Genomic DNA, 12,544 nt, shown 5'->3' with positions numbered 1-12,544 from the left:
CAATGAAAGGCTCCAAAGTTCTTGACAACTGCGGCTTCATCACATTGCTTCGCACTTCACTCGACACGCAGTTTACCATTCAAGAACAAATGTTGCTGGATTTGGAGTACGATCGCTTTCTTGCACGTATCGAAAGGTTTGTGCAGAGCAATAAATCGAAATTGGAAAAGCTGCGCATTCTGACAAGAACAGGCGAAACGCTGGAACGGTTGAAACTGAATATCAAGGACCAAACTTCGTTACGATACCTTTATGCTCAATCCGCAGGTTCAATCTTGGATTTTGAAAAACGGGCCATATTGTTACAATTGAAATATCCCGGTCTGAGCGAAGGTGCCGCAGTGCGCAAAGCTCCGTTCCGGTTATCGAAAAAATACACACCGACCGATCTGATGGAAATCATCACGCCTCTGCATGCCATCGGATTCTTCTGTCTGCCCGATGGTTCTCCGGTCTCCTTTGCCGAACTCACAAAAGAGTTGGAGACCTTGTGCGGCATCAAGTTCAAGAATCCCGAGACCTGCCGCTGGGCTGTTTTGAACCGTAAAACCAAGCTCACCAATATCGTCGACACGCTCCGCCGTACTTTGCTCGAATTGAGCGTCAAGTAACGGGGACGGCCCTTGACGGCCCGAAGAGGCCCTCTGTCCCGTTTCGCCCCGGTCATTCTTACCTTGCCGGCAAAAACGCCATGCAGCAGGAAGATGATTTGAGGTCGCTGGAGAATATCATCCAGTTCATACGTGCGGTGAGCTGTCTGTTTCTCCTTTTGAATGTCTATTGGTTCTGTTACGAGTGGTTTTCGGCGCACGGTCTGACCGCTCCGGTCGCCGACCGAATCCTGCTCGGATTCCAGCGCATGACCGCCTTGTTTTCCTATTCCGTTACGACCAAACTCTGCGCATTCGTACTCCTTGCGCTGAGCTGCTACGGCACGAAAAGCGTCCGCGACGAGAACATATCCCGCAGAGATATTGCAGTTACCGGGGCTGTTGGATTGCTCCTCTTCTTTTTCAACGATTTTCTGCGTTTTCTGCCTTTCGGCTCCGGTGTTCGGTTTTGGAGCTACTCCCTTACGCTCGTTGCCGGGTACTTGTGCCTGCTGGCCGCCGGGGTCTGGCTCGGCCGGTTGATGAAGCAGCGGCTGGCCGACGACCCGTTCAACAACGAGAACGAGAGCTTCGAGCAGGAGAGCCGCTGCCTCTCCAATGAGTACTCCGTCAATCTGCCGACCCGATACTACTACCGCGGACAATGGCGCCGCGGCTGGATCAACGTCGTCAACCCATTCCGAGCGACGATGGTACTCGGCACGCCCGGCTCGGGCAAATCCTACGCCGTGGTGAACAGCTATATCAAGCAGCATATCGAGAAAGGTTTCTCGATGTATATCTACGATTTCAAATTCGACGACCTGTCCCTGATCGCCTACAACCACCTGCTCCGGCATCTGGACGCCTACAAGGTCCGCCCCCAGTTCTGCGTCATCAACTTCGACGACCCGCGCAAATCGAACCGCTGCAATCCGATAGCACCCGAGGCGATGACCGACATATCCGACGCCTACGAATCGGCGTACACCATCATGCTCAACCTGAACAAGACATGGATTCAGAAGCAGGGCGACTTCTTCGTCGACTCGCCGATCATCCTGCTGGCGGCGATTATCTGGTATCTGAAAATCTACGACGGCGGCCGCTATTGCACCTTTCCCCACGCCATCGAGTTTCTGAATAAACCCTACGAGAAAATCTTTCCGATTCTGACTTCCTATCCCGAGTTGGAAAACTACCTCTCGCCCTTCATGGATGCCTGGAAAGGGGGCGCGCAGGACCAGCTTCAAGGGCAGATCGCAAGTGCTAAAATCCCGCTCTCGCGCATGATTTCGCCCCAGCTCTACTGGGTCATGACAGGCAACGATTTCACGCTCGACATCAATGACCCGGCCCAGCCGAAGATTCTCTGCGTGGGCAACAACCCGGACCGGCAGAATATCTATTCAGCGGCGCTGGGGCTGTATAACTCGCGCATCGTCCGTCTTATCAACAAGAAGGGCAAACTCAAGTCGTCGATCATCATCGACGAGCTACCGACCATCTACTTCCGCGGGCTGGACAATCTGATCGCCACGGCGCGCTCGAACAAGGTCGCCGTATGCCTGGGCTTTCAGGACTTCTCGCAGCTGGAGCGCGACTACGGCGACAAGGAGGCCAAAGTAATTCAGAATACGGTCGGTAACATCTTCTCGGGGCAGGTCGTGGGCGAAACCTCGAAAACGCTCTCCGACCGCTTCGGCAAAATCGTCCAGATGCGGCAGTCGCACTCCGTCTCGAACGACAGCGTGACGACCTCGACCAACACCCAGCTCGACGCCTTGATTCCGCCCTCGAAGATCGCCAACCTCACGCAGGGCATGTTCGTCGGGGCCGTGTCGGATAACTTCAACGAGCGTATCGAGCAGAAGATTTTCCATGCCGAAATCATAATCGACAACGCGAAAGTCAAGACCGAGACGGCTGCCTACGTCCCGATCCCCGAGATGACCTCTTTCGTCGATGATGCCGGCCAAGACTGCATGGAGGAGGTCATCGAGGCGAACTACTACCGCATCAAGACCGATGTGGAGCGGATCGTCGCAACGGAGATAACGCGCATCGAAGCTGACCCGGAACTCTCGAAGCTGCTGCCGAAGAAAAAAGAATAGGACTGTTCTGACAAACGACCGACAATTTGGCTTATGCCGACTGACATATTGACATGAAAATAAGCGTTTTTACATTTGGCATATTTCATGAAGAAATGAAAAAGCGTAGGCGGCAACCTACGCTGAAACCTCTCAGTCGGAGAGAGGTCCAATACAGTCCTCACTGTAAATGGATGTACAAAAGTAACAATAATTGTTCCCAAAAACAACTTTTGGCGTCTCCTCAAAATCCGACCGGTATCATACACACCGGAAAATGTTGACAGCGTTCATTCGGCTGGGGAATTCGGATGACCTAATCTTTGTTATTATGGCCCAAACAGATGCCGGAAAAAAGAAGGTATATGTACATGGCTATACGACCGATGATGGGAAAAAAGTTCCCAATCACTACAGGTCAACGCCTAATACCTCGGATGGCCCGAAGAAACCATCCAAAAAGTAATTCATGCGAAGGAGTGCCATAGTGCCTCCTTCGTTTTTATTAAATCTCAATAAGCAAAAAATGGAAATAAAAATTTCTACTACCCGAGGGAAAAGCCTCATTCAAAAAATTTTTGAGCATGTCGAAAGTGATGCTCGCACGTGGACGATAAAAAAAAGCCAAGAAGGCCTTAAACTCTTAACACATAGTCCTAAACAATGGTGCGATCATGCTCTCTTGAATCTTACAGCTACTGATACGCATGTAATCGTGGAGATAAGGTATTGGAAAAACCAGCCAGTTCCGTCCGATAGTGACAAGGCTATCTATATCGGCCGTTTTATTGAGATGCTGCTCGAAGATTTCAAAGATGATTTCGAGACTATCGAAATTATCAAATGAGATTAAAGTTTATACAAAGTCTCTTCATAGTATTCGTTTGAATCCGACCCGCGAGGTCGGATTTTTTGTTTTCGTTCTGTTATTGAACGGCCCTTGACGGCATGGAGCGGCCAGCAGAAACGAGCTGGCTGGCAGCCATCTATATTCGCGGCATAAACCATTGTTCCACTAAAACAATTCTATTATGTCAGACGAAAAACAGATTCCGGGACAAGCGCCCGAACAGGCCTATCCCAAGTACAAGGAGACGCTGCTGCTCTACGATGAGAGCAACCATGCCGTGCAGGCCGTCTCCGACCTCCGACACTCGGGCAACGATTATCGGGTCATCACGACGCAGCCTCTTTCGGAGAACGCCCCGGCTTTCTTCCAGCTCAAGGACAGCCCGGCCGCCGCAGCCTTCATCGCCGGCTTCAAATCGCAGAAGGACAAGGAGAATTTCCGCTTCCTGCGGGTCGCGGCCGATAAGGTCGGCGCGGTCGTGCAGGCGCTGCATAACCTCACGAACGATCCGAAAGACGAAGCCGGCCTGAAAACCCTCCGAGACCATACCGTCACCTCTTACCAGCTCGACAAGGTAAAGTTCGACACGCCCGACCTGCACCTCCAGGAGTTGCAGCAGATGGGCATCATCGTCTCGCCGCAGGAGCTGGAGGCGATGAAGCTCGGGCTGCCGACCAAAGAGATCCACGATCTGAACTTCAAGCTCGGCAATATGTCCGTCGTCGGGCAGTTCGCCCTCAGCCCGTACAGGGACAAAAACAAAGAGGTGCAGATCGGGCTTCAGAGCGTGCTGGCCCGCCCCGAATACGAACGGGAGGAGTACAAGCTCGCTTTCTCGACCAGCGACAGGGAGACGCTCGCCGCAGGGCGGACCCTCGACCGTCTCGTCGAGCTGCCGAATCCCCACACGGGCGAGAAGGAGTGGTGCCACGTCGGCCTGAACCGCGCGACCAACCGCTTCGTCACCGTGCCGCACCGCGAGGTCAAAGAGATCGGCTACTTCAACGGCGTGCGCCTGACCGATGCCCAGAAAGAGATCGCCATGACCGGCGGGCGGTTCCGCGTCGAGGGCTGCCAGGCCCGCAACATCCCGGACCTGACCTATGCCGGTACGGTGCAGTTCGACGTCTTCTCCCGCGAGTATCGGATGACCGACTATGCGTACAACCGGCCCTACATCCCCGCGTCGCTCGACAAGCAGCTCGACGACCGCCAGCGCACGGCGCTGACGGGTCCCGACGGTCTGGACTGCTCGAAAGAGAAAGAAAAGCCTATTCTCGGCAAAAACGGCAAGCCCTACACCTGCGTACTGCGCATCGACCCGAAGACCAACGGCGTCGTCTTCGACTTCTCCAACCAGCGGCGTCAGGAGCAGGAGCAGGAACAGAAACAGCACAACCAGCAGGCCCGGAGCGAGGAGCCGAAGCAGAGCCGCGGTCGTAAACGCTAATGCAGCCCGGCAATGGAACGACGCGATGAACCGTGGTTTCGTCAGCGCCTCGAACGGTTTCTGCGCGAACGGCATCCGCACCGACAGTTCAGAGAAGCGACGATTGCCAAACGAAGCCGCCTCGCTTACGAGACCTATGCCGATCGCATTCGGGACGGCTGTGCCGCCGAAATCGCACTCCGCAAGGCCGACGAACAGCTGTTTCGCGGCTGGCTGTTCTCGAAGTTCGATACGGTGAGCCTGCTTCTCGCAACCGACTATCCGCAGATAGACAAGCGGCGGCGTTACGGCCTGACGATCCGTTTGCTCCGGCTTCTGGCTCCGATATTCTCGAATTACCCCGTCGGAGACCATTTCGCCGCAACGCCGGAGTTCGGGCAGCTCAAAGAGGAGCTGCGGAGCGCAATTCGCCGGTGGATCGTCGAGGCCGGCATCATGGAATAGCCCAAATTTCTTTTAATCAATTCTTTCAAAACGATGAAAAAACACCTTTTTGCCGCGGTGGCTATGGCCTCCGCACTCTTCACTGCCTGCGACAAAGACAGTGACCCGATTCTTCCGCATCCTGCCGATACGGAGGGCGCGCGGGTCTCGGTCACGCTGACCGAATCCGAAGACGCTCATACCCGCGCGTTCTTCGATACGACGGCCACGGCCGAGGCGTGGGAAAAGTCGCTCTCGTCGCTCTCGGTCTTCGCTTTCGACAACGCAGGCTCGCTGATTGTCCGCCGCGACTTCACCTCCGCCGAGCTGGCGGCCAGGTCGGCCGTCTTCTCGTTGCCCAAGTCCGCCGCCGGCGCGACCTGCACTTTCTGCGCCGTAGCCAACCTCGACGCCTCGTCAGTCAAGAGCCGTGCAGACCTGATGGCCCTCGTCGAGCGGTCCGCGGCCGATTACAACGGCACCTTCGCCGAGGTCTCCTCGAAGGCCCTGCGCCCGGGCGGCTTCGTCATGTCGGGCATGAAGATGCTGACGGTCGGGGCGGTAAACTCCACGACCAACGTAGGCATTTCGCTCAAGCGCACCGTCGCGAAGGTCGCCCTTCAGACGACGATCGACCCGGAGTTTTCGCAGAAGTACGGCGGCACGCTCACCATCCGCTCCGTGAAGCTCTCCAAAGCCGCCTCGCAGTCGCTCGTCATGGCTGAGTCCGCGCCCTCGCCCGGCGCGATGACCTTTACCCATACGCAGACGCCCGCCGCCGCGTCGGGGAAGTTCAACAGCCTGTTCTACCTCTACGAGAACGGACCTCAGACCGCCGGCAGCCGCGCACTGCTGGAGATCGGTGCCACCTACGACCTGGACGGCAACGCCGCGACCACGGACGACCGTTCGGAAGTGACCTACACGGTCGAACTCGCGGGCAAGGCCGCGGGAGAGATGCTCCGCAACGGCTACTACCGCATCTCGGTCAACATCACGGGCCTCGCAGGGCAGGAGTGTGCCGTGTCGGTCACTGTCGCCGATTGGGAGACGCCCATCACGCAGAACGTCGATCTTGGCGCCTAACCTGTTTCACTTGTCCGCCGCTTCCGTCTTCGGGCGGAGGCGGCTTTTTCTTAAACCCCCGAAACTATGAAATCCCGTTTTTTGATATTCGCACTCCTCACGCTCTGCTGCGGGCTGAGCGGCTGCATCTATGAAGAGCTGCCGGAGTGCAGTCCGCAGAAGAAAGTCACGGTCGAGGTCCGCATCGCGCCCGAGAATCCCGACCGCATCACCCGCTCGCCGGACGAGAATACGATCTCCGACATCAACCTGCTGCTCTTCGGCCCCGGCGGCGCGCATGCGGTCTACTCCACGACGCCGCACCTGCGCTTCGAGTGCCTGCCGGGAGCGTACACCCTCTATGCCGTTGCCAATGCCCATACGGATATGCGGAACTTCACGGCCGAAATGCTGGAGACCTTCGCGGTGCCCGACCGCCCCGAGTTCGACGACCTCATGATGACCGCCGTGCAGCAGATCACGATTCCGGCCCGAAGCGGGACGGTGGAGCTGCCTCCGCTGGAAGTCCGCCGCGCCGTTGCGCGGGTCGACTACGACATCCAAGTCGACGAATCGGTAGCCGACATCGAAATCCGCGCCGTGCGGGCGGTGAACCTGCCGGCCCATTACCGACCCTTTGTCGAGGGGTTCAGCCCGAGCGTCTTTCTTGACCGGGAGCTTGCGCCGGCTGACGGGGACGGAGCCTCCGCGCAGGGATCGTTCTACATGCTTCCCAACTGCCAGGGCGTGCGCTCGTCGATCACAGCACCCGGGCAGAAGAACCCCGACAACGCGCCCGGCAATGCTTCCTGCCTGCATATCCGCGCCGTGCGCAGCGGCAAGGTCCTCGACTACTACGTCTATCTGGGCGAGAACGACACCTCGGACTTCAACGTGCGGCCCAACACCGTACAGACGCTCCACATCCGAATCCTCGGCGACAACGATCTGCGGCTGCGCCAGTACGCCCTCGACGTCGAGATGGCGACCCGCAGCGTGCCGCAGGACGGGTTCATGCTCGAACCCCTCGCCGGATTGCTGGACATTCGTCTGAGCGGTCATTACGAAGATATGCAGGTGCGGGGCCTCCTCTCGCTCGAAGAGGGCGATGCTGCGTATTGTCGGTTTTGCGGCGACCGGTATGTCGCACCGCAAGAATATGACTTCGCAGCCGGCACATGGAGCGGTGCGATGTCCTATTTCCCCGAGACCTTCACCCGCGATAATGCCCGGCTGAAGTTCACGCTGACCGTCTCGGACAAGTACGGCGAGGTCGGGCGATATGAGTTCGAGTACGCTTTCGCCTATCTTTTCCAAGTCTACCGCACCTGGCACAACGGCCCGCGCAGCGTCTGCGGGCATATCGAATCGGAGGATGCGCTGGCCATCGTCGAGCATGAAACACTTTCGGCCGTGTACGATACCATCTATTGCACGAGCGAGCCGGCGACGCTCCGGGCCGTACCCGACGCGGGCTACCGCATCGACTGCTGGTGCACAGCCCCCAGTCATCAGGGGGAGGTCTCGTTCGAGGAGACGTATTGCTGCGACCCGTTGGACGGGCCGACGCCGCTCTACCTCTACTTCAAACCGTTCATCCCCTCCCTGAACGGTTCATTGCGGCAGGATCCGACTACGTGCGGGCAGGTTATCGACACGCCCACGACCGAATATCCAGTACCGTCGACCATTAAATCCTTTAACCATGAATAACCGATTATTGATATTGACCCTGCTGGCGGCATTGTCGGGCTTCTGGGGATGCGCCTCCGGCGCGGAGGAGGAGTGCGCTTTTCCGTCCATGCTCGACGTCCGGCTGACCGTGCATCCCGAGCGCATGACGGCCTCGACCCGTTCGACGGATGAAAACAACATCCGCGATCTGAACTTCTACCTCTACGACACGGCAGGGAATACCGTCCTGCATCGCTACCAGAGCGCCGCGACCCTGCGTTTCGAGTGCCCGCCGGGCGACTACACGCTCTGCGCCGTCGCCAACATGCACCGCGACATGGGCGACCTTTCGCCGGCAGAGCTGGCGGCCTGTGCTGTCAGTTACACCTCCGACTATGCCGACCTGCCGATGGCGGGACGTCTCGAAACGACGATCCACGCTTCGCAGGGAAAAACCGTTACGCTCCCGCCGCTCGAACTCCGCCGCCGGGTCGCGAAGGTGGCCTACCACATCGCCGTCGCGCCCGCCGACATCGAGCTGCACTCCATGCGCGTATGCTCCGTACCGAAGTCGGTCTCTCTCTTCGACGACGACATGCCCCCGGCCGGTGGCTACGCGGACACGCCCGGCACGATGCTTTCGGGGCGCGGGGCCTCGGGCATCCTTTACCTGCCGCCCAACGCGCAGGGGACGAATCCCGCCATCACCGACCCGCGGCTGAAGAACCGCGATAACGCCCCTGAGAACGCCACCTATCTCCTGATCCGCGCGACGCGCGGCGAGAAGGTGCTGGCCTATCGCATCTATCTGGGGGAGAACGCCACCTCGGATTTCAACGTGCGCCCCAACACGAGCCACACCCTCGACATCACGATCCGGGGCGACAATGAAATCGATACACGCGTGAGCGGCTACACGGTCGACGTGTGGGATACTATCGACAGCGACAGCCACAACGGTTACTGCATCGCCGGGCCTGCGCACCGTCTGTTTGTCCATGTCGAGGAACAGAACAACGATTCGCAGCTCTCCTGCCGCATAGTCGCGTCGGCAGGCGACAGCCGGGTATTCTACGTCGACGGCAGGCAGGTTGGCGCATCCGGTACTGAATTAACGCTTGCCGACGGGAAAAATGAATTTGCGATAGACTATACACCGACCCGATTCGACGCAGCCAATGCGACGCTCGAATATGCCGTCATTGTCTCCGATGAATACGGCTTCACCCGAACGTTCGGGTTTTCGCATCGCTTCGCCAACCAGGTACTTCTGTACGCCCCGTTCAAATCCGTCGAAACCAAAGGCGCGGTCTTTTCACAGGCAAGGTCCGACCACCTCTATGTGCTGGTCGACGGTGATGGCTGTACCATCACAGCAACTGCCCTCCCGGATTACATATTCCGGGGTTGGTACTCGGATGCCGCCTATAAGGTTCTTGTCTCGACGGCCGCGAACTACCATTACAAACCCCAAAGCCGCATCCGTTCATTTTATGCCGAATACGAAACGACAGTTACGCCTCTCGATACGAGCGGTACGGCCAACTGCTACGTCGTCCCGGACCTGAACCGTCATTATTCGTTCGACGCCCGAGTAATGGGCAACGGCAAAAGCACGCTCAACATTACGCCGCGACCGCTCACCGGCACGAGGGCCAAAGTTCTCTGGGAATCTTCCGCAGCCCGTGGCGATGTCATCCGCTCCGTCTCGCTTTCGGACGGGCGCATCGTCTTCGAGACCGGAACGCAGTACGGCAATGCCCTCGTCGGGCTGTTCGACGCTGCGGGCGAATGCATCTGGTCATGGCATATCTGGGCTGCCGATTACAATCCGAATGCGGCTTGTCACACCTATGCTTCGGGAGCCGTATTCATGGATCGCAATCTCGGCGCCCTGACCACCGATTGTTCCCGGTCCGAAGCCCGCGGCCTCTATTATCAATGGGGCCGCAAAGACCCGTTCGTACGCTCGGATACCTCTGCGGACGGATTGGGCGCAGGCTCGGCATTGTCCGGCTACGAAATCATCTATCTGGACCCAGCCCAGCACGAATTTGATAGAATCATGACCATCGGCTGGGCTACACAACACCCTACGACTTATATCGACTGCGCATCATTTCGGGAGGGCGACGACCGGGCCGACGTACTCGACTGGCTCTATACCTCTCATCCGAATCTTTGGGGCAACAGAACGACGGGCAATGCCTCGATCAGCATGATTAACGAGAAAACGATTTACGACCCCTGCCCACCGGGCTGGCGCGTACCCCATTTGGAAGCGTTCAAGGATATCGAATGGAAAGGTTACGGCGACTACGCTTCGATCTATTATCGCGGAATATTCTCCACGGACTATCCTTTGACCGGATTTTATTTCAACCGCCAATATCATCACCCCGGCGTGGGTTTTACCCATACGAATGCCCCTTACGTAAGATCGAGTTCCGGAAGCGTCGGATTCAAGGAGTGGGAGTATAGTTTCCTGTCGTTCGACAAAGACGTACATAATTCGTCCTATTTCAGATTCGCGGCCATGCCGGTACGATGCGTCAAAGAGTAAACGAAAACCATGAAACGACAAACAATCATGCTGTTCATGCTGCTATTTGCAGCACTGTGGAGTGCCCCGCGCAAAGCCGCGGCACAGATCTTCGCCGTGCGGGCCAACGCCCTGGCGGCCCTGACCGGCACCCTCGACCTCGGGGCCGAAGTATCCGTTGCAGACAAATGGACGGTCGAAGTATCGGGCTACTGGAATCCGATACGAACCGAAAATCTTTCGACCCGCTTCCATGCAGTACAGGTCGGCGGCCGCTACTGGGCCTACGAATCCTTTGTCGGCCACTTCGTCGGTGCGCACCTTTCGTATGTCGGCTACGACCTCGGCAACCGCACCCGCCGCTACGATGGCCGGGCATTCGGCATCGGCTTGAGCTACGGCTATTCGTGGATGCTCACCACGCGGTGGAATGTCGCCATGGAGGCCGGCATCGGGCTGTTTCGCACGCGCGACACGCGCCGCGACCCGACCGTCGGGGACTGGGACGACGAATATCTTTACCACTATCGCCGCTGGACGCTCTTCCCATCCAGACTGGGTGTGTCGTTCTCTTACCTCTTTTAGCCATGAAGACGAAACAGATTCTATTGGCGAGCCTTATCGTCAGCGCACTATGCCTGTTCTTCGGCTGCTCGGTCACCGGGCCGCTCCAACGGCGTCAGGTGGCACCGAGGCTGTCGCAGCTCTCGCGCACCGAGCGGCAGGAGCGGCAGTCCGACTACCGCCCGCAGGTCGTGAAGCTCCAACGCGACAGCAGCACCTTCTACCTCGCGCCGGTCGATACGCTTGCGGACGGCGAGCGCGTGATGTCGTTTGAAATCGAACAAGTGACCGTCGCGGCGAAGATGCGCTCCGTACCCGAACGCAACGGGCGCGTGGTGCTCGACTTCATCGTCTCGCTCCCGAAGCAACTTTTGGGAGGCAGCCGCAGCGTGGTGATCACACCCATACTGCATAAGCCCGATGGACGCATGGAACTCGAAGACCTCGTAATCCGGGGCGGGAGGTTTTCATTGCTCCAGCAACGCGACTACTGGCAGTACGAAACCTATGTCGAACGTTTCCGTCCCGACACCCTCGGACGCGAGGCCGCGTTCAACCGCTTCGTGAAGTTCCCCTACCCGGAGGATGCGCGGCTGGATTCGGTCGTCGAACGCCGCGGCATGATGACCTACTACTACTCGGAAGAAGTCCCGACCGACGAGTCCTCGAAGCGCATGACCGTGACGCTCGAAGGCAAGGTCTTCGGCATCGACGACAGCAGCTACCGACTGCCGCCCTCCGACACGCTGGACTACGTTGTTACTTCGATGCTCTCGTTCGTGGACACTTTGTTGCAACAGGACACGGCATACATGCGGGGCGTGGAACTGTTGAAAAAACGCAAGTATGCGGAAGCATTGTACACCCTGAACAGCTACAATGACCGCAATACGGTTGTAGCGCATCTTTCGCTTGATTACAATGAACGGGCTTTGACACTACTCGCCGCGCTGCCCAAAGACGCCGTGACGGAGTATCTGCAGGCCATCGTCTGCGCGCGGCTGGGACGAAAGGAGGAGGGCCGTCGCCATTTCCTCGAAGCCTGCCGCCTGGACGAGCGCATGGAGTATCGCGGCAACCTCGATCCCGAAATCACCGAACTGTTAAAAGACTGACGTCTATGAAAAACAAGAGAAACAGAATCGCTCTCGTGGCGATCATCGCAGCGTTGTTCGCCTCCGCATTCGCGGCCTGCAACGTCTACGAAAAAGAGGAACTCGAAATCCGATGGTGCCCGCAGGTGCAAGACACGATCATCATACCCGGGTGGGACGACATGGAGCAATAGATTGA

The 12,544-nt window shown here is 57.7% G+C and carries 11 protein-coding genes; all 11 read left to right on the top strand.

All coding sequences use genetic code 11. From position 1 onward, the window contains the following. The first annotated feature begins 2 nt into the window (after positions 1 to 2). The 11 genes from NFR47_RS05405 (at position 3) to NFR47_RS05355 (ending at position 12,539) form a co-directional block, all read left to right on the top strand. Positions 3 to 611, top strand: coding sequence for a hypothetical protein (locus NFR47_RS05405; protein ID WP_251214551.1), 609 nt, complete (start codon positions 3 to 5; stop codon positions 609 to 611). An 80-nt stretch (positions 612 to 691) separates the two neighbouring features. Then, positions 692 to 2,704, top strand: coding sequence for a conjugal transfer protein MobC (gene mobC, locus NFR47_RS05400; protein WP_251214550.1), 2,013 nt, complete (start codon positions 692 to 694; stop codon positions 2,702 to 2,704). A 505-nt stretch (positions 2,705 to 3,209) separates the two neighbouring features. Then, positions 3,210 to 3,530: a hypothetical protein gene (locus tag NFR47_RS05395; RefSeq protein WP_251214549.1), complete on the top strand. Its 321-nt coding sequence runs from the start codon at positions 3,210 to 3,212 to the stop codon at positions 3,528 to 3,530. A gap of 184 nt (positions 3,531 to 3,714) precedes the next feature. After that, positions 3,715 to 4,983, top strand: a complete 1,269-nt coding sequence (locus tag NFR47_RS05390; RefSeq protein WP_251214548.1) for a DUF3945 domain-containing protein — start codon at positions 3,715 to 3,717, stop codon at positions 4,981 to 4,983. Positions 4,984 to 4,995: 12 nt separating this feature from the next. Next, entirely contained in the window at positions 4,996 to 5,427 is a 432-nt protein-coding gene (locus tag NFR47_RS05385) for a DUF1896 family protein (protein WP_251214547.1), read from the top strand. A 33-nt stretch (positions 5,428 to 5,460) separates the two neighbouring features. After that, positions 5,461 to 6,492, top strand: coding sequence for a FimB/Mfa2 family fimbrial subunit (locus NFR47_RS05380; protein ID WP_251214546.1), 1,032 nt, complete (start codon positions 5,461 to 5,463; stop codon positions 6,490 to 6,492). A gap of 66 nt (positions 6,493 to 6,558) precedes the next feature. Further along, positions 6,559 to 8,184 carry a DUF4906 domain-containing protein gene (locus NFR47_RS05375; protein ID WP_251214545.1) on the top strand — a complete coding sequence of 542 codons (1,626 nt, stop codon included), beginning with the start codon at positions 6,559 to 6,561 and terminating at the stop codon, positions 8,182 to 8,184. After that, positions 8,177 to 10,708, top strand: coding sequence for a DUF4906 domain-containing protein (locus tag NFR47_RS05370; RefSeq protein ID WP_251214544.1), 2,532 nt, complete (start codon positions 8,177 to 8,179; stop codon positions 10,706 to 10,708). The genes NFR47_RS05375 and NFR47_RS05370 overlap by 8 nt, the downstream gene beginning before the upstream one ends. Before the next feature lie 9 nt (positions 10,709 to 10,717). Continuing rightward, positions 10,718 to 11,272: a DUF3575 domain-containing protein gene (locus NFR47_RS05365; protein ID WP_251214543.1), complete on the top strand. Its 555-nt coding sequence runs from the start codon at positions 10,718 to 10,720 to the stop codon at positions 11,270 to 11,272. Positions 11,273 to 11,274: 2 nt separating this feature from the next. Then, positions 11,275 to 12,366, top strand: a complete 1,092-nt coding sequence (locus tag NFR47_RS05360) for a tetratricopeptide repeat protein (protein WP_251214542.1) — start codon at positions 11,275 to 11,277, stop codon at positions 12,364 to 12,366. 5 nt (positions 12,367 to 12,371) lie between these two features. Beyond that, the gene (locus tag NFR47_RS05355; RefSeq protein WP_251214541.1) at positions 12,372 to 12,539 is read left to right on the top strand and encodes a hypothetical protein; all 168 of its coding nucleotides are present in this window, start codon (positions 12,372 to 12,374) and stop codon (positions 12,537 to 12,539) included. Positions 12,540 to 12,544 lie beyond the last annotated feature (5 nt).

It is taken from the genome of Alistipes muris, assembly GCF_943193205.1.
In the GTDB taxonomy this organism is placed as follows: Bacteria; Bacteroidota; Bacteroidia; order Bacteroidales; family Rikenellaceae; genus Alistipes; species Alistipes muris.
This window is presented reverse-complemented; position numbering and strand designations above follow the sequence as displayed.

Excerpts from the sequence above, each read along its gene's own strand:
- NFR47_RS05405 (WP_251214551.1), top strand. The coding sequence starts at position 3 with ATGAAAGGCTCCAAAGTTCTTGACAACTGCGGCTTCATCACATTGCTT.
- mobC (WP_251214550.1), top strand. The coding sequence starts at position 692 with ATGCAGCAGGAAGATGATTTGAGGTCGCTGGAGAATATCATCCAGTTC.
- NFR47_RS05395 (WP_251214549.1), top strand. The coding sequence starts at position 3,210 with ATGGAAATAAAAATTTCTACTACCCGAGGGAAAAGCCTCATTCAAAAA.
- NFR47_RS05390 (WP_251214548.1), top strand. The coding sequence starts at position 3,715 with ATGTCAGACGAAAAACAGATTCCGGGACAAGCGCCCGAACAGGCCTAT.
- NFR47_RS05385 (WP_251214547.1), top strand. The coding sequence starts at position 4,996 with ATGGAACGACGCGATGAACCGTGGTTTCGTCAGCGCCTCGAACGGTTT.
- NFR47_RS05380 (WP_251214546.1), top strand. The coding sequence starts at position 5,461 with ATGAAAAAACACCTTTTTGCCGCGGTGGCTATGGCCTCCGCACTCTTC.
- NFR47_RS05375 (WP_251214545.1), top strand. The coding sequence starts at position 6,559 with ATGAAATCCCGTTTTTTGATATTCGCACTCCTCACGCTCTGCTGCGGG.
- NFR47_RS05370 (WP_251214544.1), top strand. The coding sequence starts at position 8,177 with ATGAATAACCGATTATTGATATTGACCCTGCTGGCGGCATTGTCGGGC.
- NFR47_RS05365 (WP_251214543.1), top strand. The coding sequence starts at position 10,718 with ATGAAACGACAAACAATCATGCTGTTCATGCTGCTATTTGCAGCACTG.
- NFR47_RS05360 (WP_251214542.1), top strand. The coding sequence starts at position 11,275 with ATGAAGACGAAACAGATTCTATTGGCGAGCCTTATCGTCAGCGCACTA.
- NFR47_RS05355 (WP_251214541.1), top strand. The coding sequence starts at position 12,372 with ATGAAAAACAAGAGAAACAGAATCGCTCTCGTGGCGATCATCGCAGCG.